Here is a 21,467-nt window from a genome sequence, read left to right on the forward strand (position 1 = left end):
CGGGAACTGGCTCGCGGCATCCGCCGAGTCGATCGATCCTACTCGCTGAGCACGATCTCGTTGTACACCTCGTCATTGACGGGGCTCGCCGGATAGGACTCAACGCGCTCATTGAACGCGAGCGACGGTGCCGGGTGGGCCAGCGGAACACCGGGCATCGCCTCGGCGATCTGCTGGTTGATGTCCTGGTACACGGAGTTCGCTTCATCCGGGTCGGTCAGCGTACGCGCGTCCGCGAGCGCCGAGAACAGCTCGTCGTCTTCGAAGCCCCACTCGTTCGAGTAGCTGCCGAAGAAGACGCCGATGAAGTTGTCGGTGTCGTTGTAGTCACCCGTCCAGCCGAGGAGGTGGATGCCGTGGTCCGGCGATCCCTGCATCAGGTCGATGTACTCGACCCACTCACTGGCGATCGGGTTCACCGTGATGCCGACTTCCTCGAGCTGGGAGGAGAGAGCGGTGAAGATCTGCTCCGGGTTCGGCATGTACGGGCGCGAGACGTTCACGGGGTAGTTGAAGTCCAGCTCGAAGCCATCAGCGTAGCCGGCCTGCTCGAGCAGATCGCGAGCGAGCTCGGGATCGTGATCGTAGGTGGTGACATCATCGTTGTAGCCGTTCACAACCGGCGGAATGAACTGCGATGCGACCTCGGTTCCCTCGGGCAGCACCTGCGACACGAGTGCCTCGCGGTCGATCGCGTGCGTGATCGCCTCGCGTACCAGTGGGTCTGCGAGTTCTTCGATCTGCTGGTTGAAGCCGAGGTACAGAATCGTGAACGGGTCACGCTGCATGATGTTGTAGCCGGCGCTCTCGAGGGCTTCCGTGTCTGCCGGAGCAACGAGGTCGTACCCGTCGATGTCGCCGGCTTCAAGTGCCTGGCGGCGTGCCGTGGGGTCGTCGATGACCCTGAACACGACCTCCTGCACCTGCCCCTGCTCGCCCCAGTAGTCGGGGTTGGCCTGCAGCACGACTTCGGAGCCGGGCGACCACGAGTCGAACGTGAACGGACCGGTGCCAGACGGGTGCGCTTCTGCGTACTCGCTGTACTGCGGGGCGTCCTCGGTGCCGCCCATGTCATCCGCGCCGTACTCTTCCATGGCCGAAGGGCTCTGCATTGCAAATGCCGGGAGCGACAGTGCGGGGATGAATCCCGTGAACGGACGCGTGAGGTTCACAGTTGCGACGAGCTCTTCGTCGGCGGAGCACGACTCGTAGAGTGCGTTCTCGTCGCCGCGGTTGCCCTGGAAGAGGTTGCCGTAGTAGTACGACATGCTCTCCGCTGCCGGGAGACCCTCCCAGTTGTACCAACGCTCGAAGTTGGCGCAGACCGCCTCCGAGTTGAACTCGGTGCCGTCGTGGAAGGTGACGCCGTCCTGCAACTGGAACGTGTAGGAGGTGCCGTCTTCGCTCGCCTCCCACTCGGTTGCCAGCAGAGGTGCCGGGTCCGCGCCACCGGGCTCGACGCCCACGAGGCCTTCGAAAATGTTGCGCGAGATACGGAATGTCTCTCCGTCGTTGGCGAACGCCGGGTCGAGACCGGATGGGTCGGACGAGGCGGCGAAGATGAACGTCGAGTTGACGTCGTCTGCGGGAGCGTCCCCGTCGCCGTCTCGCTGACTCTCCACGCAGCCTGTCAGGGCGATGGCGAGGGCAGCTCCGCCCGCGATCCCCGCCTTGAGGCGCCGCTTCTGAGGTTTGATGCTCACGGTACTGGGCCTTTCATTGAGAAAACAGATCGCACGCACCAACCGCTCCACGGTGAGCGTGCATAGGGGCAATCGTAGCGCGTCCAGAAACGCTTCGCTCCGACCGAAGATTACGATCGGGTTTCGTTCCACGACGACGCGGATGGGTCGCCCGTGCGCTACCGCGGATCACCGGGCGTGTCGACTTCGCACACCGCAGCCTACTGGCGCGACCTCTTAGTCGAAGCGGGCGGCTCGGCCGGGTGCGAATCCGCTGGGAGGTCCCACCACCCAGTCCATCGCCGCGGCCTCGACATCCAACGCGATCGTGATGAGCGACTCCCATCGCTCGTAGCGCGCGGCGCCCGGTTTCGGCCGCATGCACACGGGCGCATTTTCACCTACGCTGCCGCAGAAGGCCTCCGCCATCGCATAGGGATCGCGGGCCGTCAGCAGGGCATCCCGCTGTTCGGCAGTGTGGCGGTAGCGTTGCTTCGTCGTCGATGCGTCGTCGGGGTTCGCCTCCCCCTGCGCGAGCGACGGATCGATGAAGTGATTCGTGTGGACGAGCAGTCCGTCCTCGGGCTCGACCACTGCGACTCCCGCCGGCGACAGCTCGATACTGACCGCGTGCGCGTCGCCCAGGTCGCTCCCCGGCTGCACGACGGTCAGCACGGTCGAGGCGGACACGGGAGTTGCGCGAGCGATCTCGACCGCCTCTTCGACGGTCTCGGCCCGGTCGAGGATCATGCGCATGAGCACGTGCACCGGAACTCCGGCATCGGTTCGGTCACTCTCGTGGTTGAGGATGTTGAAGTGCACGCCGAGGCCCTCCGTGACACCGATCTTTCCGAGCATCCCGGTTTCCGTGAAGGTGCGCACGACGCGGTGACCGAGCGGAATCTCGAGCAGCGTGCCGGTCGGGGCGAGTTCGCCCTGCCAGTCCCAGGTCTGCATCGTGCTCGGCGTCCGTCCGGGAGGGAGGGCGACAACCGTCGAGCATTCGGTCTGCGGGCGGTCGGAGTAGGCGAGGATCTCCGTGCGCGCGTTGAGCAGCAGCAGATCGCGCATACTCGCACCGGAGCCTTCCGCCAACCCCTGCAGTTCCTGCCAGAGGTCGGGAGCGTAGTCGGGAATCATCTCCGCGCTCGCCGCCACCACCCGGTCGACTTCGGCATCCCGGATACCGAGATCACGAAATGCCACCCTGTAGAGCCGGACGGATTCGTGCAGTTCGCTGCTGACAGCTCGGCCGTAGACAGCGCCTCGCTGCTCGGGGGTTCCCTCCGGCAGTCTGACTTCGATAACCCGCATCACGATGCCACCTCCGGTGGGAAGTGCCCGCGTTTCACATGGTCCTCGGGAAGAGCGTCCATGAGCTGCGCGAGATCCGCGTGCGGGCATCCCGGGATGGAGCTCTTGACATCCCCCGCGAACTCGTCGCGGACCCGAGTCCGGATGTCCTTCGGTTGTTCCTGACTCAGCTTGAACACCGCTTGCTCCTCCATTATCGTGATCGCGAAGGCCGTAACGCCTCCTATGATGTTGCGGAAGACGCCCTTCGAGGGCGTCATGTCCCACTGTTCTGCGCGTGTTCCCTCGAGTTGCGCCACGGTCTGCTCGACGACCGCGAGCGCGTCTTCGTCCTCGAGCATCAAGCGTACGGTGCCCGTCAGGTGCACGGCTGCGTAGTCGACCGTCGGCACCGATCCCTCTTTCCGATAGAGCGTCGGCGAAACGTACCCGTGCGAAGAGGAGTGGATGAGCAGCACCTCGGGCGACTCCTGCATGAGCTGCCAGTGCCGATTCCGTCTGCCCATGTGCGACCACAGGGTCACGCCGACCAGCGAATCCCGTTCGCGCAGATCCACGCCGGGAGGAACGACGACGGGAACGTGCGTTGCTATCGGCGCTCCCGACTGCGAGGTGACCGCGAGGGCGAACGGCGTCGTGCGCACCAGATCGACGAGCGCTCTGCCGTCCGGTGGGTGGTAGTTCGGATACGTGTGCACGTCAGCGAACGCCCTCGATGATTGCGTCCCACATGACCTCGGACGCGATCGCGCCGAACGACGCGATGCTCTGCCCCAAGCCGTCGCGCGGGTTGTAGACGGGTAGGTCGACCTCGTCGGTGGTCAGCAGGAACAGCGTGTCGCCGTCCAGCTGCGTGTGGAAGGGCTGGATGCCGCGGTGCATGGACGAGTGGATCTGCGTTGCGAGCTGGCGCAGGTCGGTGTCGGAGAGCTTCGCGTTCGTGACGACGACGGAGATCGTGGTGTTGCCCGTCTGCGGCCCTTCCGGAGATGCCTGTTCGTTCTCGAACAGTCCCGTGCCATCGATGACGGGGTGTCGACGTGTCCCGTCGGGTTGCACGTTGCCGCGCAGCACCGTCCCGTCTCGATCGATAACGGCGCCGACCGCGTTGACGACGGTGAGCGCGAGCACTTTGAAACCGCCGAACTCGCGGAAGGCGGCGCCCTGACCGGCCCATTCCGTCGAGCGCGGGCTCATCTTGCCGCAGCTGCCGCCGACGCCGGCTCCGGCCCTGCCGACGGGAACGTGCCGGGCATCCCGGCGCTCGTGCGCGGCTCGACCCAGTGCATTGTCCGGCGTTATCGCGTTGTCGCGCACGGCGAAGTCGTAGATGCACGCCCCCGTCACAAGCGAGAGGTCGCCGAACCCGGTGCGACGCCCGCGCTCTTCCAGGAGGGCGTCCGTGACGCCGCTCGCTGCGGCGAGCCCGTGCACGCTGCCGCCGGCGATCGCGATCGCGTGGTTGAACGGGTACCGGCCCGTGATGCCGATCGCGCCGCCGCGTTCGTCGATCGCCGTTCGAGCGCCTCCCTCGACTTCGACGACCGTGACGCCCGTCGGCCCTTCCGCGTACTCGGCGACACCGATGCTCACGCGCGGAAAATCGAACTCGACGACCCGTTCGTGATCGCCCGGCACCGGCGTGAGCGACGCATCGGCGTTGACGGCGAGCGACTCGAACGAGGATCGATCCGTGTGCCGCGGGGAAGCATCCCAGTCGTTCTGCGGTGCGAAGTGGGTCCTGTTCATTGTTCCTCCAAGAGTGTGCGGGAATACGGATGCTGGGGGTCGGCCACGAACGCCTCCATCGTCGCCGACTCCACGACCTCGCCGGAGCGCATAACGCAGATGCTGTCGGCGATGTAGCGGACGACGGCCATATCGTGGGTTATGAAGAGCGCACCGAAGCCGTGCTCCCGCTGCAGTCGGCGCAACAGTTGCAGGATCTGCGCCTGAACCGAAACGTCGAGGGCGCTGACGGCTTCGTCGAACACGATGAATCTCGGGCGGGTGATGAGCGCACGGGCGATTGCGACGCGCTGTCGCTGCCCGCCCGAGAGCTCGTGGGGTCTGCGTGTTGCGAGATCGTCGTCGAGCGCGACCGATTCGAGCATCTCGTGCACCCGGTCGCGCACCTGCTTACGGCCTCGGGTCTGCACCTGCAGCGGTTCGGCGATGGATGCGGCGACGGTCATTCTCGGGTTCAGCGCCCAGACGGGATGCTGGAGCACGGCCTGCATCCGGCCGGCGGCGCGACGGCGACGCAAGTGCTCGCCTTCGAAGAGCACCTCGCCGGAGTTCGGAGACCGGAGCCCGAGCGCGACGGACGCCGCCGTCGACTTCCCGCTGCCCGACTCGCCCACGAGCCCGAGCGTCTCCCCTTCGTCGACGGCGAAGGAGACGTCTTGCATTGCGACGACCGCGCGTGCGCCGACACCGAAGCGCACCGTGACACTGTCGAGTTCGAGCAGGCTCATACCGCTTCCTCCTCGTCTTGCATGCGCAGCATCTCGGTATAGGTGCGCACTTCCACGCCGTGCTGCAGCCGCGACGGCATCGAATCCAGCAGTGACTTCGTGTACGGATGCTCCGGTTCCTGGAGTACGACGCCGGCGGGTCCGTCCTCCACGACCTTGCCGCGGTACATGACCACGACCCGTTCACACCACTTTGCGACGGCGTCCAAATCGTGGCTCAGCCAGATGACGGTCGCTCCCGTTTCGGCGGCGATGTCGAAGATCAGCCGCAGTACGTCTCGCCGGACGTTCGCATCCAGCGCCGCGGTCGGTTCATCGGCGACGAGCACGCTGGGCTTCCGCACCATCGCGATGGCAACGGCGACCCGCTGCGCCATGCCGCCCGAGAGCTGATGCGGGAATCTCCGCAACACGGATGCCGGGTCGTTGATCCGGACGTCTTCCAGCAGGTTCGCGAGCGCCCCCCGCGAGGTGTCGCCGCCGAGATCGCCGACGACCAGCGCGAGCTGCTTGCCGATGCGCTTGGTCGGATCCAGCGTCGCGATGGGATCTTGCGGGATGAACCCGAGGGTCTCTCTGCGCAGCGCGCGGAGCCCATCCCGATCCAGTTCGGCAAGCGTTTGCCCGTGCACGGTAACGCTGCCTTCGGCGATGCGCGCCGGGGCCGGGAGCAACGCTCCGAGCGCCGCTCCGAGGGTCGATTTCCCGCTGCCGGATTCACCGACGACTGCGAGCCGTTCGCCGGGTTCGACGCGAAGCGTTGCGCCATCGAGCGCACGAACGGTGCGATCGCGGGTTGCGTACTCGACGACCAGCTCGTCAACTTCTATGAGGCTCACGTGAGGTCCACCGCCTTTCGTGGCTCGAGCCGGTCGCGCAAGCAGTCGCCGAGCAGGTTCACGGCGAGGATGGCGATCACCATCGTGCTGCCGGACGCGATCAGAATCCAGGGCGCCGTGAGCATGTACACGTTGCCTTCGCTTGCGAGCAGACCGAGCGACGACGCCGGGAGCTGTACGCCGTATCCGAGGAAGGAGAGCCCTCCTTCGACCAGAATCGCGACGCTCAGCGCATAGGTCGCCTGTACGATCACGGTTCCCGCAACGTTCACGAGCACATGCCGCACCATGATGAGCGGTGCCGCGACACCGGATATTCGCGCGTTCGTCACGAAGTCGCGCTGCACCACCTGGGCGGCCGCTGCTCCGACCATTCTCGTCATGAGCGGCACCGTGACGAGCACGATGCTCGCGAGCGCTGCCGTTCCTCCCGGCCCGAGCGACGCCGCGATGAGCAGCGCGAGCAGGATCGCGGGGAATGCGTAGAGGATGTCGCCGATTCGCATGACGATCTCTCGCGCCCACCCTCCCGCATACGCGGCGATGATGCCGAGCGCTGTCGCGATGATCGCGGTGCAGACGACGGCGGCGAGCGAGAGCATGAAGGTCGTACCGATGCCCTCGAGGAGGCGCGCCAGGAGGGATCGCCCCAGCCCGTCGGTGCCGAGCGGATGCGCGAGGCTGGGTGCTTCGAACCGGCCCCCGACACTGCTCGTGCCGTCGTTGAGACCGGGAATCAACCGCCCAGCGACGCTCGCGAGAATGAGCAGGGTCAGCATCCCGAGCGCTGTAAAGAATACGGGATCGCTCGTGCGCAGCTTGCGGAGCCCGCCGGCGGCCGTCGCCCGACTTGCGGCCGTGCCGGTCATGATGCCTTTCCGATCGTCGAAACACGGGGATCGATGAGGCTGGATGACAGTTCGACCAGCAGGCTCATCAGCACGAACACGACGGCCGCCAGCATCACACCAGCCTGGATCACGGCGTAGTCTCGCCGGTCCATGGCGAGGATGAAGTACGAGCCGATACCGGGAACGTTGAAGAGCCCTTCGATGATGACGGCTCCTCCGAGAAGGTAGGCGAGCAGCGTCGCCGTCAGCGTGAGGATGGGGATCGAACTGTTGCGCAGCACGTGCCGGCGCACGATCGTCGCAGGCCGTTCGCCGCGCGCGACGGCCGCCTGAATGTACGGTTCGACGAGCACGCCGAGCACCGCGTCGCGCGTCGTTCGTGCGGTCGCCGCCGCACAGAAGACCGCGAGAACGGCCGCGGGCAGGAGTGAAGAGGCGACGCCGCGCCAGAACGTGTCGGTGACCGACGTAAAATTGCCGATCGTGATGCCCAACGGGAGCGTGGAGAACGCCAGCACGACGAGTGCGCCGAGTACGAAGTCGGGAACACTGATGCCCAAGCCGCTCACGATGCGGGATGCGACCGCGCCCCCTTTACGGCTGGCTCGCAGCGCCTGCACGGTGCCGACCGGGATGCCGACCAGGAGCGCCATCAACAGCGCCAGCAGCGCGATCGTCGCGGTCACCGGCAGCCGCAGTGCGAGTTCTTCCAGCACGGGCTGCCGGGAGACGATCGAGTCGCCGAAGTCTCCCTGCAGCACGTTGCCGATCCAGATCGAGAACTGCGTCAGCAGCCCCTCGTTCAGCCCCATCTCCTCCGTCAGCGTCTCACGCTGCTCGGGGGTCGCGAGCGGGCCGAGCAGAACGTCCGCAGTCTGGCCGGGCACGATCCTGGCGGCCATGAATACCAGGACTGCGATGCCGAACAGGGTGACGAGCCCGGTCAGGACCCGCCTCCCCGCCCACAGCAGCGCCTGCATCAGGACTCGAGCATCCTGAAGTCGACGATCCCGCGCAGGAAGTCGCCGTAGCCCTCATCGGAGAGCAGCGTGATGCCGAGGCTGTCGGATCGGTAGCCGACCACCTGGGGCCGGGTCGCGAGCGGCACCATCTCGGAGTAGTCGTCGACGAGTTCGCACACCGTCTGGAGGGCAGCCGCTCGCTCTTCACCGGGCTCGAGCCCCCGTGCCTCCTCTATCGCAGCGTTGAGGTCGTCGTGCGACTCCATGAATCCGGCGTTGAAGATGGCCGTGTCAGGGTCCCACCACGACGTCACCATCGACGGGTCCGCGTAGCCGGCGAACCAGCCGAGCGCCAGGTCGAACTGGCCCGGCTGTGCTGTGTACACGCGGTCGGCATAACTGCCGTAGTCGAGGCTTTCGAGCTCGACTGTGGCACCCGCTGCCTCGAGCTGCTGCTGGACGACCTGGCCGATCGCGACGAGCGAAGGGTCGCTGTTGTAGACCAGCAGGGATAGCGCCATGCCTTCGAGCGCGCCGGCTTCCACCTCGGTGGTCGCCGACTGCAGGGTTTCGGCGGAGCAGGCATCGGGGAGGTTCGCCGGTGTTACGCCCGTCGGGACCGCGGCACCCGCGAGTGCAACGTCCACCAGCTGCTCGCGATCGATGGCTGCATTCACAAGCTGACGGGTCTCCTGATCGGCCATGGCAGAGTCACCGAGAGCATTGAACATCAAGTAGAAGAAGTCGCTCTGCGTTTGGCTCGCAGCGGTCACACCCTGCGCCGACTCCAGCAGCGACAGAGCATCCGGGTTCGAGAAGTTCGAGAACTGCGACGACCCGTCACGCAGTCCTGCGAGGCGCGTCTGGTCATCACCGGAGATTTCGATGCGCAGTTCGTCGACACCCAGCGAGTCGGCGTTCCACCACTCTTGGTTCGCTTCGAACACCCAGTACTCGTCCTGACGGTGATCGGCGACCGAGAAGGCGCCGGAGCCCAGCATCTCCTCCGCCGGGTCGAAGTCGCCCGCTTCGAGCTCCTCCATGGGCAGGATGGCCGCAGGAGTGTTCGCAAGCGCTGCCAGCAGCGGCGTATAGGGGCGTTCGAGCGTGATCGTCACCTGTTGCGCGTCGCCCTCCGAGGTGTTCTCGATCGACTCGATCGGCCCGAGCTGCCCCGCCCACAGCGCAGCCATCTCCAGGAGCCGTTCGAACGAGCCGACGACATCGTCGGCGCTCACCGGGCGGCCATTGGAGAAGGTCGCATCGGGCTGCAGGTCGAAGACGTAGGTGGTTTCATCCGGCTGTTCCCACGAGGACGCGAGCTCCGGCTCGATCTCGAAGTCTGGGCCGATGGAGACGAGTGATTCGTACACGAGCCCCATGATCGTCCAGGAGCGCGCGATCTCGGCGGTTGCGGGGTCGAGCCCTCCTGTCTCCGCCGTATCGTAGTCCAGCTGCATGCTGAGCGTGCCGCCCGCGCTGTCCGCTGACGGGTCGTCGTATGCCGCGTACCCGTCAGGGAGGTCCAGCTCCGCGTCGTCGCTGTCGCCATTCTGCCCAGAACAGGCGGAAAGTACGAGCGCCGCGACAACCGCGACTCCCGTGAGTGTCTTTGTCTTGCTGCGCACTGGGTGCCTCCCGTATCTTCTTTGATCTCGCCGAAGGTGCTATTCGGATCGTTCCGGCATAGAGTAAATGTAGGCGTATCGATCGGAAATATCAAGTGTTTATTGCTAAGTAGTCGAGAGATTCAGCTCGTACAGTCTCCGCTACCGGTAGTTTTTCGGATCGATTCGGCACCCGTGTCGGCAACTGTGATAGACACGGAGGATGAAGAAGGCCATCACCATCGTCGACGTGGCTCGCCTCGCAGGCGTCTCTCGAACGACCGCGTCGGACGCACTCAACAACAACGGGCGCGTTTCGGAACCGACGAGGATGATGGTCGAACGAGCTGCATCCGCTCTCGGATACCGTCCGAACGCGGCCGCGCAATCGCTGAGAACCGCGACGAAGGGCGCGATCGGCATCCACCTCCCCGAGGTCATGACGCGGATCGACTACTACCTGCAGATCGTGTACGGCGCGCTCGAGGAGGCCGCCAGGCAGCAGATCAACGTGACGCTCATCACGTCGCAGCGGCTGTTCGGGGGACATCGACCACCCGTCGACGGCGTCATTCTGCTCGACCCGCTCGCTCACGACACCTCGGCAACGCAGCTCATGGATCTCGATGTTCCCGTCGTGACGCTCGAGCCTGCCGACGGCGCCGATCAGGCGGGAGTCGTCTCGGCCGACCACGAAGCCGGTGTACGGGAACTGCTTGATCACTTCGTAGCGCAGGGCGCATCAACACCGGCACTGCTCGCTTCTCCTCGCAGCACCAACTGGGGCACTCGCGTGCAGACCGCATACCGGCAGTGGTGTCGTGAGCACGGGAAGCGCCCGTTCGTCACCGAGCGCACGTTCGGCTCCGATTCCGCAACGCTCGCGGAGGCCGCGCGCGAGCTGCTGTCGCTCGACGAGAGCATCGATGCCGTGCTCTGCGGGCCGGACGGGTCGGCGCTCGTCGTCATGGATGTCATCCAGGACTCAGGGAGAAGCCCGGGCGCTGACGTGCAGATCGCTGCTTTAGTGGACAATCCCGCTCTCGCGTACGTTGACCCTCCTGTCACCGCGATCGACCTCGCCCCGCGCCCCGCCGGTGCACACTGCGTGGAACTGCTGCTGGGCATCCTTCGCGGCGAACGGGCACCCGACGAGGTCGTGCCGCTCGAGATCGAAGTGCAGTACAGGGCGTCGACGCGCGACTGAGCCCGGGCCGCTAGGGCCTTGGCGCGGAAGGGCGGCGCAGGGCAAAGTGCCACACAAGGGCCGCTGCGCCCAGCCAGAGCACCCAGCCGACGGCTTCGACGACCCAGTTCACGCCACCTCCCGAGGCGATGGACTGCGTCAGGAACACGCGCACACTGTTGAGCGCCCCGTGCACGATGATCGCCGGCCACACGGACCCCGACAAGAGGCGCAGAGCAACCATGAAGGGCGCCCACGAACCGATCGCGAGCAGGTAGGCGAGCCCGACTTCGAAACCTCCGTCGCCGACGATGAGCGGAATAGCCGGCAGATGCCACACCATCCACGCAATTGCGGAAAGCATTGCAATCGTCCAGAAGCCAAAGCCGCGCAAGCGAGAGATCAACCATCCTCGCCAACCGAGTTCTTCACCAATCGCGAAGATGCCCTGCAGCACCCAGAACACAGGAACCGCAACGAACGCCAACAGGATCGCGTCGAGAGCCGCGAATTCGAAGCCGGTCAGCACCCCGGCGGCCAGCTGGGCCAGCCCCGCCACGGCGACGACCGCAATTCCCAGCCCTATTGCCCGCCACGAGCGACCCCATCCCAGCGCGAATTGACGAAAGAATCCTCCCGGCCGGACGACGGCGAACATGACGAGCGCGGCAAGAAACGGCGTCAGCTGCGCAGCCGGCACCAGCACGCCGATCATCTCGTCGGGCAGCGCGCCGAAGATCGCCGGAGCAGCCGCGCCGAAACACAGCAGTGTTGCGAGAACGACGAAAATCGCCGCTTCCAAAGGGCGACGAGAATGCCGTTCGCGCTCGGAGCCGGGATGCGCGGAGCCCGTTCTCACCCCGGGCGCCCCCGTTCGATCGACTGCGCCGTCGCCGACTCCTGCAAGAGCCGTGTCGTGTCCGGTATCGGTCGTGATGCGCTTTGGCGCTCCCAGCGTGTGGTCATTCTGCATAGATCCAGTTTGTACAGCGTACAAACTCTTTGGGTGAACGTAAGCTGGGAATCGTGGAACGCAGCACTCCGATCGGGCCGGCCGAACACTGCCGATCTGCCAGCCATCACTTCCCAACGCGTACGCGGACGATCGCATGACGCGTCGAGGGCCGCGCGGCGACATCGACAGGGAGCGCATCCTGCGCGCCGCCGACCGGTTGCTGCACGAACGAGGCTCCATCGAGGGCGTCGCCCTGCGAGCCGTTGCCGGTGAAGTCGGCGTTGCAACCAACGCGCTGTACACCTACTTCCCGTCACTGCGGGCGATCTGGCACGAATTGGGCGACGAACGCCTCGGAACACTGCTGCCGCGAGAGCTCCTTGGCATTCCGTGCCGACACTGCGCCGTGCTGGAACTCATGCAGCGCGCGAACACCATGGCGAACATCCCGGGAACGCTGTCACTGCTGCGCGCCCAGCCCATCCTCGGTCGTCACTCTTTTGCGCTGAGCGAGACGATCATGGAGCTGACAGCGGACGCCACGGTGCATCCTCGCGACGCCCACGACCTCATCGTCGGCTGGTTCTACGGGAACAACGTGCTCACGGACGAGGGCTGGACGAGCGGAACCGATGCAATCCGGGCCGAGGACGACCTCACCGACTTCCCGCGCATCGCCTCGCGCCCCGAGCCACGGACGGATGTGCAGCTCGGCGCCATTCTGACCGGTATCGGCCTACCGTGCACAGCCGACCGCGAATAATCCGCGCGTCTTGTTGTACTCACTTACTGGCTGCGGGCGAGGAGAGTTCTACGCCGTCAGGGGCTGAGGGATGACGATGCCGCCGCGTCTCGGGTCGCGTACCCGGGCATCCCGGTGTAGTGGGCCGTGCGCGGCATCACGGCGATGGTGCTGGGTCGCCGCTCGCTCGGAGGTCGGTAACGGGCACGGAACTCCAGTCGCGCAACTCCTGCATCCTGTCTGCTTTCGCCGTCTTCCCCGCCGCTTTCATGTCGATGTAGGCGGTGCCATGGCGCACGAGGGGCACACGGTCGAGTTGATACCGAATGCCGCCCTCCGGGTTCTGCGCATCTCGCGGCATCGCCGTCGACACGATCGCGATCATCATCCGATCGCGCGGAACATGCTTGACCCACAAATGGTAAGCGCCATACACGGGGCTGTTCTCAAGCTCAAGACCTCGCAGCACACGCTGCAGCAACGGGTCGTTCTCACTCGTCGCGGTCTCGACCGCCTTCCATACGGCGTCGGGCTCGGTGCGGCTGAACGACACGTGGTAGGCATCCACGAGCGCATCTCCCGACGCATCCCGCCAGGTGTTGCTCCAGCGCAGCAGGCCGATGATGCCGAACACGATGAACAAGACGGGCGCGATGATCATCAGCACCCAGTCCATCCCTCCCGGAGATGATTGTCGCTCCGACAGCCCCACGAGAAATCCGACCGTCCCTATCGCCATCACAGTGCCTAGGACAAGCGCGGTCGCGAACAGCGATGTCAGCACGATGGATCGCTTCGCCCTCGGGAGGCCCGGGAGCGAGTCGAGAATCGTGCCCCAGCTCGCGCCGACATCGGGGATGGGAGTAAACGCCATCTCTTGCCCTTCCTCCTGCTCCTGCACATTGTCAGGAGCGTACCGCAGGCCGCTAGTGAGAACCCTTTGGCGCAACGAGAAGAGGACCCGGTGAAATGCCGAGTCCTCTTCTGCGCTATTTGAACGTCCTAGATGACCGAGGGGTCCAAGGGGATCCCGGGACCGAACGTCGTCGAAACCGCACCCTTGAGCACGTAGCGGCCCTTTGCCGACGACGGCTTCAGGCGCACGATCTCTTCGAGGGCGGCGTTGATGTTGTCCTGGAGCTGCTCCTCGGTGAACGAGGCCTTGCCGACGATGAAGTGCACGTTGGCGTGCTTGTCGACACGGAACTCGATGCGACCGCCCTTGATGTCGGTGACGGCCTTCGCGACGTCGGGCGTCACAGTGCCGGTCTTCGGGTTCGGCATGAGGCCACGGGGTCCGAGGACCTTACCGAGGCGTCCGACCTTGCCCATGAGCTCGGGGCTCGCAACGGCTGCATCGAAGTCGGTCCAGCCATCGGCGACCTTCTCGATCAGCTCATCGTTACCGACCTCGTCGGCTCCCGCTTCGATTGCCTTCTCTGCAGCGGCGCCCTGCGCGAAGACGATGACGCGAGCGGTCTTACCGGTGCCGTGAGGAAGGGACACGGTACCGCGGACCATCTGGTCTGCCTTGCGCGGGTCTACACCGAGCTTGAGCGCGACCTCGACGGTCGAGTCGGTCTTTGCAGAACCGGTCTCGCGTGCGATCGCAACTGCCTCGGTGGGGGTGTAGAACTTGCCGTCCTCGATCTTCTCGAGGGCTGCCATGTAGGCCTTGGATTTCTTTGCCATGTTCAACTCCTTCAGAGTTCGTGGTGCGCGTCTGGCCGACGCTGCCACTAAATGAATGTTTGCGGGTCGATTACTCGACCGTGATGCCCATCGAGCGGGCCGTGCCTGCGACGATCTTCTTCGCTGCGTCGATGTCGTTCGCGTTGAGGTCCTTCATCTTGGCCTCGGCGATCTCAGCGACCTGCGCATCGGTGACCTTGCCGACCTTCTGGGTGTGGGGAACGCCCGAACCCTTCTTGACGCCGGCCGCCTTCTTGATGAGCTCAGCCGCCGGAGGCGTCTTGAGCACGAAGTCGAAGGAGCGGTCTTCGTAGACGGTGATCTCCACCGGCACGATGTTGCCTCGCTGGTCCTGCGTAGCGTCGTTGTACGCCTTGCAGAATTCCATGATGTTGACGCCGTGCTGACCGAGCGCCGGACCTACCGGCGGTGCGGGGTTGGCGGCGCCTGCCTGGATCTGGAGCTTGATGTAGCCCGATACCTTTTTCTTGGGTGCCATATTTCTTCCTTAGTTCTTACCCGACCCACCCCGGGTCGGGAATCTAGCCTTTTACAGCTAGAGCTTGCTGACCTGACCGAAGCCGAGCTCCACAGGAGTCTCGCGCTCGAACAGGGAGACGAGGACGGTGAGCTTGCCGCTCGCGGGCTGGATCTCGGAGATCGTGCCCGGGAAGCCTGCGAAGGAACCCTCGGTGATGGTGATGGTTTCGCCGATCTCGTAATCGACCTCCGCCACGATGGGCTGGGAGGCGACCGTGGCGTCCTCGGCCTTCTGCTCTTCCGCGATCTGCGCATCCGCGAGGGGCTTCAACATGTTGAAGGCCTCGTTGAACCGCAGGGGTGCGGGGTTGTGAGCGTTGCCGACGAAGCCCGTCACACCGGGAGTGTGGCGAACGACCGACCAGGTGTCTTCGTTGAGTTCCATGCGAACGAGCACGTAGCCCGGCACGCGAACGCGCGTGACCTTCTTGCCGACACCGTTCTTGACTTCGAGGACGTCCTCGGTCGGGACCTGGATCTCGTGGATGCCGCCGATCTCCATGTTCTCGGCCCGGCTGGCGATGTTGGCCTTGACCTTCTTCTCGTAGCCCGCGTACGAGTGAATGACGTACCACTTGCCGGGCTTGAGACGCAGTTCGCGCTTGAACTCGGCGTAGGGGTCGACCTTGGTCTCCTCAGCTGCTTCGCCGCTGAGGTCGTCGAGCGCCTTGTTCAGTTCATTGTTGAGGTCGTTGACGTTATCTGCCACAGGTATCGCTTGCCTTCTTGAGTTCGTAGAACCAGCGGATGCTAGTTCAGGATTACGCCGTCGCCGAAGAGGTTGGCCATAATCCATACCGCGAGCGCATCCAGACCGAAGATCAGCAGCATCATCAGCACGACGAAGATCAGTACGACCGTCGCGTAGCTGATGAGCTCCTTGCGGGTGGGCGTGACCACCTTCGACAGCTCGGTGAACACTTCACGAATGAACTGAACGATCGCGGCGAACGGGTTGCGCCGACGGGCGACTCGCGTGCCGCCCTGTGCGCTCGTCTTATCTGCCACGAGGTTCCTTCCCTTACTTCATTTGCTACGGGCCTCAGCCCGGGAGCATCCACCGTTTCCGGCATCTGCGCTCGCAGGGCGGACAGGACTCGAACCTGCAACCTGCGGTTTTGGAGACCGCTGCGCTACCAATTGCGCCACCGCCCTAGGCTTCTCGTGATCGTCCACCGTTCCCCCACCTCGCAGGCACGGGAAATGATGGTGGATTTCAACCACCGACGCTCAACTATACGGGCTGGCGATGCTTCCTGTCCAGTTGCCGATGCCTGGAGTAAGGGGCGTCACGAAAAGTGGATCCGACGTCCGAAACGAACCGTAGAGTCCGCATTTCGTGACGTATGACCGTACCGTCAACTTTTCGTGACACCCGACACGTGTCGCCGGGCTACGGAGCCTGCTCATCCGGCAAAGGAGGCACCCACTCCCCGGCCCGTGTATCGAAAACGATGTGCGTCTCCGTTCCCCTGACCGAGGGATGCACGGTCACGTGATCGAGGACGAAGCTCCTGAGCTCCTCCGCATCCGCTACCGCGACGCTGATCAGGAAGTCGTACCTGCCGGTCAGGTTCATGACCTGGCGTACGTGCGGGGCCTTGACCATGCTCGCCATGAAGCGGTCGACGACCTCTCGTGAGTGGTTCGTCAGGAACACCGTGATGAGCGCGTGCAGCGCGTAGCCGAGTTTCGCGTGGTCGAGCTCGAGCCGCCGAGGGCGAATGGCCGATGACTCTCGCAGTCGACGGATGCGGTAGGCGCATGTCGACTCCGCAATCTCCAGCGCTCTCGCGACGCCGCGGTTGGTGAGCGCAGGGTCTTCGCTCAGCACCCTGATGATCTCGAAGTCGAGCGCATCGAGGGCCAGGCCGCCTTGTGGATTTCGCATGTTCGCCTACCTCAGAGCATCACTGCTTTGTCGCAGTTTCAATTTTATCTGCTGAACTATGAGTGAATCACAACTGTGCTGGCTTTCAACTCGGCAAGCAGCAACAATCGAGGTATGCATGAGGCAAAGAAGGCTCTCGACACACTTGCCGTTCACGCCGGCCGTGAAGATCTCACCGACCTCGGCCTGCACGCCCTGCCCATCGACCTCTCGACCACGTATCCGCTGACGAGCGTCGAAAGCGGCGGCGAAGCGTACGACACGATGGCGTCCGGCGGCCGCGCTCCCGAGGGCGGCACAGCACTGTACGCGAGGCTCTGGAACCCGACCGTCGCACGCTTCGAGTCGGCGCTCGCGCAGTTGGAGCACGCGGAGTCGGCTGTCGCGTTCGGGTCGGGGATGGCCGCTGCCAGTGCAGCGCTCCTCGCGTTCACCGCAGCCACGGGCAATCGACACGTCCTCGCCGTCCGCCCCCTCTACGGCGGAACGGACCATCTGCTGGCGTCAGGGCTCCTCGGCACCGAGGTCACCTACTGCGCCGCGGACGCGGTGACCGAGTCGCTCCGTCAAGACACGGGACTCGTGATCGTGGAAACGCCCGCAAACCCGACGCTCGATCTTGTCAACATCCGCTCGATCGTCGATCAGGCAGGCGATGTGCCCGTGCTCGTTGACAACACGTTCGCGACACCGGTGCTGCAGAACCCGCTGCTGCACGGCGCTGCGATGTCCATGCACAGCGCAACCAAGTACCTGGGTGGCCACGGCGACGTCATGGGAGGCGTCATCGCCTGTTCCGAGCAGCACGCGACCATGATCAGGCCCGTACGCGCGCTGACGGGTGGCGTGCTGCATCCCGTTGCCGCGTACACCCTCCACAGAGGCCTCGCCACGCTGTCGGTTCGCGTCAACGCCCAGCAGCGGACGGCCGCCAGGGTAGCGGAGTGGCTGCAGGAGCATCCCGCCATCGCTACGGTCTTCTATCCGGGGCTCGACGGCGATCCAGCAGGCGTCCTGGGAGAGCAGATGCACGGATCGGGAGCGATGCTGGCGATCCGGCTCGCAGGCGGCTACGACGCGGCGGCCAAGCTGGCGAGTTCGCTCACGCTGTTCACGCACGCCGTATCGCTCGGAGGCGTCGACTCGCTGATCGAGCATCCCGCCGGTCTGACGCACCGCCTCGTGGATGGGGATGCGCGCCCCGATGCCGGCGTGCTGCGGCTGTCGATCGGGCTCGAGAGCGCCGACGACCTCATCGCCGACCTCGAGCGCGCGCTCGCTGCATAACTGTGCCGTCGTGACGGCTGTGCCCCATAACTTCTCGGTCTCGTGGCGTTGAGAGCTCAATTTCACGGCGTGTCGTCGCCCAGCGACCGAGAAGTTGACGGCACAGGCGCGTCGACTCGATGCAGCGTTCCACGATTGAACCACCGCGCTCGCCGGCTGCCCGGAACTTGCCTCCCACATCAGGCAAGCTTCGGGCTCAAAGTAGGTGAGGCACGTCGCGGACTGTTGGCAGCGTACCTTGCTGGTTAGGCTTGAGGGGTGAACCGAATCTCAGCACGCATCGGCGCCATCAACGAGTCCGCAACCCTCAAGGTAGACGCGAAAGCGAAGGCTCTGAAGGCCGAGGGCAAAGACGTCATTTCCTACGCGGCGGGTGAACCCGACTTTCCGACACCCGAGAACATCGTGGAGGCTGCACGGAAGGCTCTCGACGACCCGAAGAACTTCCGGTACACACCCGCGGGTGGCTTGCCGGAACTGCGTGAGGCCATTGCCGAGAAGACGAAGCGCGATTCGGGGCTCTCGGTTTCACCGGGCCAAGTTCTCGTCACCAACGGAGGGAAGCAGGCCGTCTACCAGGCGTTTCAGACGATCCTCGACCCGGGCGACGAAGTTCTCGTTCCCGCTCCGTATTGGACGACCTACCCGGAGGCGATCGGCCTGACGGGCGCAAAACAGATCGACGTCTTCGCCGGCAGCGAGCAGGGCTACCTCGTCACCGTCGAGCAGCTCGAAGCCGCCCGCACCGCGAACACGAAGGCAGTGCTATTGGTCAGCCCGTCGAACCCGACCGGCGCTGTCTACGGTGAGGACCAGATCCGTGCGATCGGGCAGTGGGCGCTCGAGCACGACCTGTGGGTCATTGCCGACGAGATCTACCAGAACCTCACCTACGACGGAGTTCGGGCGGTATCCGTGACGGAGGCGGTGCCCGAACTCGCCGACCGTACGCTGCTGCTCAACGGTGTCGCCAAAACCTATGCGATGACCGGCTGGCGCGTCGGCTGGATGGTCGGGCCACAGGATGCCATCAAGGCCGCAGCCAACCTGCAGTCGCACCTCACCTCCAACGTCAACAACGTTGCGCAGCGCGCGGCAGCCGAGGCGCTGCTCGGACCGCAGGATGCCGTGCACGACATGCTGACCGCATTCGACCGCAGGCGCGGGGCGATCGTGGAGGCGCTATCGAGTATCCCCGGTGTCTCCGTACCGACCCCGCAGGGCGCCTTCTACGCCTACGCCGACGTCCGCGGGCTGCTCGGCCGCGACTGGGACGGCGTCACGCCGGAGACATCGCTCGAACTCGCCGACCTGCTACTGGACGAAGCACAGGTCGCGGCGGTTCCCGGCGAGGCGTTCGGGCCCAGCGGCTACCTGCGCTTCTCGTACGCGCTCGGCGACGACCAGCTCGCAGAGGGCATGAACAGGATGCGGGAGCTGTTCGCGCAGTAGGCACGACCTCGCCCGGATGCCCGAAATACTGAAAAATCGGCTCGTGTGCTCGAAAGACTGACCGATTGTGCGGTGTTTGGGGGGTTTCGCGTTTCTCGTGCCCAGTCGACGCGACGCGAACCGTCGGTACGCTCATAACGATGAAGGACGCATCCGGCCGCACCGCCCTGCTCAGGGCATCCATCACCGTGGTCGCGAACGGTGGCCTTCGAGCACTCACCTATCGCGCTGTCGCCGCGGAGGCGGGAGTTTCGCACGGGTTGATACGACACCACTTCGGCACGAAGGATCAGCTGATCGCCGCGGCCATGGACTTCGCAATAGAAGAGAGCCTGCTCGGCTCGAACATGATGAAGCAGGGCGTCACCGTCGACGAATTCGCCGCGGGCATCGAGTCACTCGCCGAACACGACGGCCCCGTGCAGTCGTTCCAGTACGAACTCTTGTTGGAGTCCAGACGCCGGCCGGAGCTGCGAAGATTCGCTGAACGCCACTACAGCGCGTACCGGACGGCGATCGGCACGCAGCTCGCCTCGCTCGGCGTGCACGACGAAGGTGTCACCGAGCTCATCTGGTTCTGTCTCGACGGTATCGTCTTCCAGCAGCTGGTGCTGCCGCGGAATGTTCGGCCCGCTCTGCGTCGGATGCGCGCCCTGATCGTCGAGGCCTCGCGACAGTAGCCGCCCGGGGTCGGACTGGGCGCATCCCCGTCGGATGCTGCCTGCGAGGCTCGCGCACGCGCCTTGACTATACAAATGGATAGTCCTAGGCTGGCTGCACCAGTCGAACGGAACGAGGGAGACCGTTCGCGAGAGCGACGGTGCGTCCCCTCCTCAGAAGGGACTCTGCATCGTGACGCGCATCACATCCCTCCCCGAAGCTCGCGCATCCGCGCGTCAGCCGACCGAAACGAGCCTGCCGGCGGCGATCGCGAGGGCCGGAGATCTCGACACCTTCCGAAGCATGGTCTCGTCGTCGTTCGTGCCGTTGAGTGTCAGCGGAAACTCCTGCCGGCCGTTCACGGCAGTGCTGACCTCTGCCGCAGCCGACGAGGTTGTCTTCACCGACGTCTCGGCCCGACCCCACCTCGTCGAACGGACTCGCGAGTCGATTACGCGCGGCGGAGAAGGCTACTTCAAGGTGAGCCTGCTGCTCTCCGGCAGCAGCATGCTCGTGCAGGACGGCAGAGAAGTACTGATGCAGCCGGGAGATCTCACGATCTACGACACGTCGAGGCCGTACTCCTTGCTCTTCGACCGCGACTTCCAGAACCTGATCATGATGTTCCCGAAGTCTCGCCTCGACCTCCCTTCCGCGTTTCTCGACGACCTCACCGCTGTTTCGCTGAACGAGCAGCATCAGCACCTCTCTCCCGTCGTGACGTCATTCCTGTCGCATTTCCCCGCCCGGCTCACGCCGCTCGATACAGCCGCTCGCAGTAAATTGGCGCGCACCAGCCTCGACCTGCTCGACACTCTTCTGACCGACATCCTGGGCTGCGAGCGCTACCCCGCGGATCCGCAGGCGAAGCAATTCGAGCGGATTCGGCAGTACATCGACGACCACCTCGGTTCGCCAGCGCTGTGCCCGGAGCAGATCGCCGCTGCGCACTTCGTCTCGGTACGGACGTTGCACGCACAGTTCAGCCGCGCAGGCACGACGGTCTCCACCTGGATCCGAGAACGTCGCCTGGAGCGCTGCCGTACCGATCTCGGAGATGCCGCGCTTCTGCATCGCTCAGTGAGCGAGATCGCCACCCGATGGGGGTTCAACGATGCCGCCCACTTCAGTCGCGTCTTCAGAGCCGCGTTCGGGATGCCGCCGAGCGCATATCGGCGCGCACGCACTCCGGAGCCGACTCGCCGGTAGCGCTCTACTAAGGCCGATTGGGCGTCCGGACGCATTCGCGCAGAGTCAAGTCTGCTGCTCTACGGATCAAGCTTCCTGCCGCATCCGATCCTAGGCTGAACTCGACTGAGGTCTCAACGAC

Annotated in this window: 21 protein-coding genes, 1 tRNA gene and 1 pseudogene; 6 read left to right on the forward strand and 17 right to left on the reverse strand. The window is 64.9% G+C overall.

Translation table 11 applies throughout. The annotated features are described in order from the left end of the window. Positions 1–38: 38 nt before the first annotated feature. The 9 genes from Q0O95_RS01275 to Q0O95_RS01315 all read right to left on the reverse strand — a co-directional run bounded on the left by Q0O95_RS01275 (position 39) and on the right by Q0O95_RS01315 (position 9,753). Positions 39–1,703, reverse strand: coding sequence for an ABC transporter substrate-binding protein (locus Q0O95_RS01275; RefSeq protein WP_293694555.1), 1,665 nt, complete (start codon positions 1,701–1,703; stop codon positions 39–41). A 216-nt stretch (positions 1,704–1,919) separates the two neighbouring features. Then, on the reverse strand, positions 1,920–2,996 hold the full coding sequence (locus tag Q0O95_RS01280; RefSeq protein WP_293694637.1) for a C45 family peptidase: 1,077 nt from the start codon (positions 2,994–2,996) through the stop codon (positions 1,920–1,922). Then, complete coding sequence (locus Q0O95_RS01285) at positions 2,996–3,694, reverse strand: FMN-binding negative transcriptional regulator (RefSeq protein WP_293694557.1); 699 nt, start codon at positions 3,692–3,694, stop codon at positions 2,996–2,998. The genes Q0O95_RS01280 and Q0O95_RS01285 overlap by 1 nt, the downstream gene beginning before the upstream one ends. A 1-nt stretch (position 3,695) precedes the next feature. Then, complete coding sequence (locus tag Q0O95_RS01290; protein WP_293694558.1) at positions 3,696–4,745, reverse strand: P1 family peptidase; 1,050 nt, start codon at positions 4,743–4,745, stop codon at positions 3,696–3,698. Further along, a complete protein-coding gene (locus tag Q0O95_RS01295) occupies positions 4,742–5,473 on the reverse strand; it encodes a dipeptide/oligopeptide/nickel ABC transporter ATP-binding protein (protein WP_293694560.1) in 732 nt (243 codons plus the stop codon). Before Q0O95_RS01295 ends, Q0O95_RS01290 begins: the two co-directional genes overlap by 4 nt. Further along, complete coding sequence (locus Q0O95_RS01300) at positions 5,470–6,312, reverse strand: ABC transporter ATP-binding protein (protein WP_293694562.1); 843 nt, start codon at positions 6,310–6,312, stop codon at positions 5,470–5,472. The genes Q0O95_RS01295 and Q0O95_RS01300 overlap by 4 nt, the downstream gene beginning before the upstream one ends. Then, positions 6,309–7,181 carry an ABC transporter permease gene (locus tag Q0O95_RS01305; RefSeq protein WP_293694564.1) on the reverse strand — a complete coding sequence of 291 codons (873 nt, stop codon included), beginning with the start codon at positions 7,179–7,181 and terminating at the stop codon, positions 6,309–6,311. The genes Q0O95_RS01300 and Q0O95_RS01305 overlap by 4 nt, the downstream gene beginning before the upstream one ends. Continuing rightward, on the reverse strand, positions 7,178–8,143 hold the full coding sequence (locus Q0O95_RS01310) for an ABC transporter permease (RefSeq protein WP_293694565.1): 966 nt from the start codon (positions 8,141–8,143) through the stop codon (positions 7,178–7,180). The genes Q0O95_RS01305 and Q0O95_RS01310 overlap by 4 nt, the downstream gene beginning before the upstream one ends. Further along, complete coding sequence (locus Q0O95_RS01315) at positions 8,143–9,753, reverse strand: ABC transporter substrate-binding protein (RefSeq protein ID WP_293694567.1); 1,611 nt, start codon at positions 9,751–9,753, stop codon at positions 8,143–8,145. The genes Q0O95_RS01310 and Q0O95_RS01315 overlap by 1 nt, the downstream gene beginning before the upstream one ends. 202 nt (positions 9,754–9,955) lie before the next feature. On the opposite strand from Q0O95_RS01315, the gene Q0O95_RS01320 reads away from it, so the two are divergent. Next, complete coding sequence (locus tag Q0O95_RS01320) at positions 9,956–10,939, forward strand: LacI family DNA-binding transcriptional regulator (RefSeq protein ID WP_293694568.1); 984 nt, start codon at positions 9,956–9,958, stop codon at positions 10,937–10,939. A gap of 10 nt (positions 10,940–10,949) precedes the next feature. Here Q0O95_RS01320 and Q0O95_RS01325 read toward each other — a convergent pair whose 3' ends face one another. Next, entirely contained in the window at positions 10,950–11,891 is a 942-nt protein-coding gene (locus Q0O95_RS01325; protein ID WP_293694570.1) for a type II CAAX endopeptidase family protein, read from the reverse strand. Positions 11,892–12,027: 136 nt separating this feature from the next. Between Q0O95_RS01325 and Q0O95_RS01330 the strand changes: the two genes are divergently transcribed. Next, the gene (locus Q0O95_RS01330; RefSeq protein WP_293694572.1) at positions 12,028–12,636 is read left to right on the forward strand and encodes a helix-turn-helix domain-containing protein; all 609 of its coding nucleotides are present in this window, start codon (positions 12,028–12,030) and stop codon (positions 12,634–12,636) included. Between the two features lie 136 nt (positions 12,637–12,772). Here Q0O95_RS01330 and Q0O95_RS01335 read toward each other — a convergent pair whose 3' ends face one another. From Q0O95_RS01335 to Q0O95_RS01365, 7 genes and pseudogenes are all read right to left on the reverse strand, one after another. After that, a complete protein-coding gene (locus Q0O95_RS01335) occupies positions 12,773–13,516 on the reverse strand; it encodes a hypothetical protein (protein WP_293694574.1) in 744 nt (247 codons plus the stop codon). A gap of 101 nt (positions 13,517–13,617) precedes the next feature. Then, the gene (rplA, locus tag Q0O95_RS01340) at positions 13,618–14,307 is read right to left on the reverse strand and encodes a 50S ribosomal protein L1 (protein WP_293694575.1); all 690 of its coding nucleotides are present in this window, start codon (positions 14,305–14,307) and stop codon (positions 13,618–13,620) included. 70 nt (positions 14,308–14,377) lie between these two features. After that, positions 14,378–14,806: a 50S ribosomal protein L11 gene (gene rplK / locus Q0O95_RS01345; RefSeq protein ID WP_293694577.1), complete on the reverse strand. Its 429-nt coding sequence runs from the start codon at positions 14,804–14,806 to the stop codon at positions 14,378–14,380. A 57-nt stretch (positions 14,807–14,863) separates the two neighbouring features. Then, positions 14,864–15,496 (reverse strand): annotated as a pseudogene (gene nusG / locus Q0O95_RS01350) (transcription termination/antitermination protein NusG); the annotation flags it as partial. A gap of 101 nt (positions 15,497–15,597) precedes the next feature. Beyond that, on the reverse strand, positions 15,598–15,855 hold the full coding sequence (secE, locus tag Q0O95_RS01355) for a preprotein translocase subunit SecE (RefSeq protein ID WP_293694580.1): 258 nt from the start codon (positions 15,853–15,855) through the stop codon (positions 15,598–15,600). Between the two features lie 74 nt (positions 15,856–15,929). Continuing rightward, a tRNA-Trp gene (locus tag Q0O95_RS01360) sits at positions 15,930–16,002 on the reverse strand. A 238-nt stretch (positions 16,003–16,240) separates the two neighbouring features. Next, positions 16,241–16,738, reverse strand: coding sequence for an Lrp/AsnC family transcriptional regulator (locus Q0O95_RS01365; RefSeq protein WP_293694582.1), 498 nt, complete (start codon positions 16,736–16,738; stop codon positions 16,241–16,243). 114 nt (positions 16,739–16,852) lie between these two features. Between Q0O95_RS01365 and Q0O95_RS01370 the strand changes: the two genes are divergently transcribed. The 4 genes from Q0O95_RS01370 (at position 16,853) to Q0O95_RS01385 (ending at position 21,346) form a co-directional block, all read left to right on the forward strand. Beyond that, positions 16,853–18,025, forward strand: a complete 1,173-nt coding sequence (locus tag Q0O95_RS01370; protein WP_293694584.1) for a PLP-dependent aspartate aminotransferase family protein — start codon at positions 16,853–16,855, stop codon at positions 18,023–18,025. Between the two features lie 258 nt (positions 18,026–18,283). Then, positions 18,284–19,477, forward strand: a complete 1,194-nt coding sequence (locus Q0O95_RS01375; RefSeq protein ID WP_293694585.1) for a pyridoxal phosphate-dependent aminotransferase — start codon at positions 18,284–18,286, stop codon at positions 19,475–19,477. A 140-nt stretch (positions 19,478–19,617) separates the two neighbouring features. Continuing rightward, positions 19,618–20,157 carry a TetR family transcriptional regulator gene (locus tag Q0O95_RS01380; protein ID WP_293694587.1) on the forward strand — a complete coding sequence of 180 codons (540 nt, stop codon included), beginning with the start codon at positions 19,618–19,620 and terminating at the stop codon, positions 20,155–20,157. 172 nt (positions 20,158–20,329) lie between these two features. Then, complete coding sequence (locus Q0O95_RS01385) at positions 20,330–21,346, forward strand: helix-turn-helix domain-containing protein (protein WP_293694589.1); 1,017 nt, start codon at positions 20,330–20,332, stop codon at positions 21,344–21,346. Positions 21,347–21,467: the final 121 nt, after the last annotated feature.

This window comes from uncultured Agrococcus sp., from assembly GCF_945915485.1.
Taxonomy (GTDB): domain Bacteria; phylum Actinomycetota; class Actinomycetes; order Actinomycetales; family Microbacteriaceae; genus Agrococcus.

Bases quoted from the DNA above. Each gene is read 5' to 3' on its own strand.
- Q0O95_RS01280 (WP_293694637.1), bottom strand. From the start codon at position 2,996: ATGCGGGTTATCGAAGTCAGACTGCCGGAGGGAACCCCCGAGCAGCGA.
- Q0O95_RS01290 (WP_293694558.1), bottom strand. From the start codon at position 4,745: ATGAACAGGACCCACTTCGCACCGCAGAACGACTGGGATGCTTCCCCG.
- Q0O95_RS01295 (WP_293694560.1), bottom strand. From the start codon at position 5,473: ATGAGCCTGCTCGAACTCGACAGTGTCACGGTGCGCTTCGGTGTCGGC.
- Q0O95_RS01305 (WP_293694564.1), bottom strand. From the start codon at position 7,181: ATGACCGGCACGGCCGCAAGTCGGGCGACGGCCGCCGGCGGGCTCCGC.
- Q0O95_RS01310 (WP_293694565.1), bottom strand. From the start codon at position 8,143: ATGCAGGCGCTGCTGTGGGCGGGGAGGCGGGTCCTGACCGGGCTCGTC.
- Q0O95_RS01320 (WP_293694568.1), top strand. From the start codon at position 9,956: ATGAAGAAGGCCATCACCATCGTCGACGTGGCTCGCCTCGCAGGCGTC.
- Q0O95_RS01325 (WP_293694570.1), bottom strand. From the start codon at position 11,891: ATGCAGAATGACCACACGCTGGGAGCGCCAAAGCGCATCACGACCGAT.
- Q0O95_RS01330 (WP_293694572.1), top strand. From the start codon at position 12,028: ATGACGCGTCGAGGGCCGCGCGGCGACATCGACAGGGAGCGCATCCTG.
- rplA (WP_293694575.1), bottom strand. From the start codon at position 14,307: ATGGCAAAGAAATCCAAGGCCTACATGGCAGCCCTCGAGAAGATCGAG.
- rplK (WP_293694577.1), bottom strand. From the start codon at position 14,806: ATGGCACCCAAGAAAAAGGTATCGGGCTACATCAAGCTCCAGATCCAG.
- Q0O95_RS01365 (WP_293694582.1), bottom strand. From the start codon at position 16,738: ATGCGAAATCCACAAGGCGGCCTGGCCCTCGATGCGCTCGACTTCGAG.
- Q0O95_RS01370 (WP_293694584.1), top strand. From the start codon at position 16,853: ATGCATGAGGCAAAGAAGGCTCTCGACACACTTGCCGTTCACGCCGGC.
- Q0O95_RS01380 (WP_293694587.1), top strand. From the start codon at position 19,618: ATGAAGGACGCATCCGGCCGCACCGCCCTGCTCAGGGCATCCATCACC.